Source organism: Methylobacterium crusticola, assembly GCF_003574465.1.
Classification (GTDB): Bacteria; Pseudomonadota; Alphaproteobacteria; order Rhizobiales; family Beijerinckiaceae; genus Methylobacterium; species Methylobacterium crusticola.
In genome coordinates, this window is record NZ_QOWC01000462.1 from 1 (window position 1) to 1267 (window position 1267).

At 71.7% G+C, this 1267-nt stretch carries 3 protein-coding genes; 2 read left to right on the forward strand and 1 reads right to left on the reverse strand.

Annotation, left to right across the window (positions count from 1 at the left end):
* Positions 1-171: 171 nt before the first annotated feature.
* Entirely contained in the window at positions 172-414 is a 243-nt protein-coding gene (locus tag DT057_RS34895; protein WP_128566555.1) for a hypothetical protein, read from the forward strand.
* A gap of 101 nt (positions 415-515) precedes the next feature.
* Here DT057_RS34895 and DT057_RS34900 read toward each other — a convergent pair whose 3' ends face one another.
* On the reverse strand, positions 516-731 hold the full coding sequence (locus tag DT057_RS34900) for a DUF6894 family protein (RefSeq protein ID WP_128566556.1): 216 nt from the start codon (positions 729-731) through the stop codon (positions 516-518).
* Positions 732-963: 232 nt separating this feature from the next.
* Here DT057_RS34900 and DT057_RS35860 point away from each other — a divergent pair, with 232 nt between their 5' ends.
* Positions 964-1119, forward strand: coding sequence for a hypothetical protein (locus DT057_RS35860; RefSeq protein WP_162501620.1), 156 nt, complete (start codon positions 964-966; stop codon positions 1117-1119).
* Positions 1120-1267 lie beyond the last annotated feature (148 nt).

Here is a 1267-nt window from a genome sequence, read left to right on the forward strand (position 1 = left end):
CTGATCAAGAAGCTCGGCGTTACGAACCGGACCGAAGTCGTCGCCCGGACCTACCGCAGACCCTGAAGCGAGCCGTATGTCAGAATTGTCGAAAGCGACGGAATCACCGACACGCGACGCGGACATGCGGCGGCTTGCCGTCGCGCCGCCGCGCGTTCCCCCGGGCAGCCGATGAGCGCCCGGGATCGACGGGACTGTCCCCACCACGCGGCGGCGCAGCGGGCGATCAACAGGCTCGTCGAAGCCGGGGCGACCCCCGCGGAGGCGATCGACGCGGCCTTCACGGTCGCGGTCGCCAACTGGCTCAGCCTGCGGGGCCTGCGTCACGTCTCGCATGAACTCCGGGCCCTGGCCGAGGCCATGGCGGCCGAAGCGGACCGGCGGACGGCCGAGAGCGTGCCGGCCAGGCACTGACGGCGCGGCCACGCCTCGGCGTCCCGGGCCCGGGCGGGTCGGCACGGGACGCGCCGGGCCCCCGGGCCGGGATCCCGACCGCCCCGGCGCCCGCCGGGAGGCTACGCGACGGGGAGGGTCGCGAGCACGGTCCCGGCCCCCGAGCGCACGACGAGCTGCCAGTCGCCGTCGAGGCCGACCAGCTCGTCGCCCGCGCGCATCTCCGCGATCACGCGCCTGGCTTGTTCGAGCGCCTCACCCAGATCGGGGGCGTCGACGCCGTCCTCGTCGCGGATGATGGTGTGCCCGTCGAAGAGATCGAAGTGGAAACGAGGCACTGCGACGCCCTCCTGTCGTCCCGACACAACCGCCCGCGCCGGACTACGTACGTAGCAGGCGGACCCCGCCCGTCGAGCCCGCCGCGTCGTCGCCGTCCGGGACTATTAACACGTTAACGATGGAACGTCGCTGCCGCGCGTAATATAGCTTCCCGAACTTCACTTTGCTGCACAATGATGACAAGCCAATCTCGGCGTAACCCATGCTAATCCACCCGAAAGGTCCCGCTCGATGCCTGTCCTCGCCGATCATGTGGCCGGACATCTTGCCCGCACTGAGCTTTCCCAGGACGAGAAGATGCGCATCCATGTTGCGGGACTGATCCGAAGACTGATCGATGTGCAGGCGGGCGGCCGGGCGGGCGGGAGACCCGCCGCCCATTCCTGAATCAGGTCTCTTGCCGGGATCCGCTCCCTACGCCGGGCCCTCCACGCCGGCGCGGCGTCGCTCCGGCGGGCGCGACAGGCCGCCTCGCGGGTGCCGGGCGCCGCCGCGGCGGGCGGCCCGGCCTGCGCGGCCGCGCGGTGGCGAACGG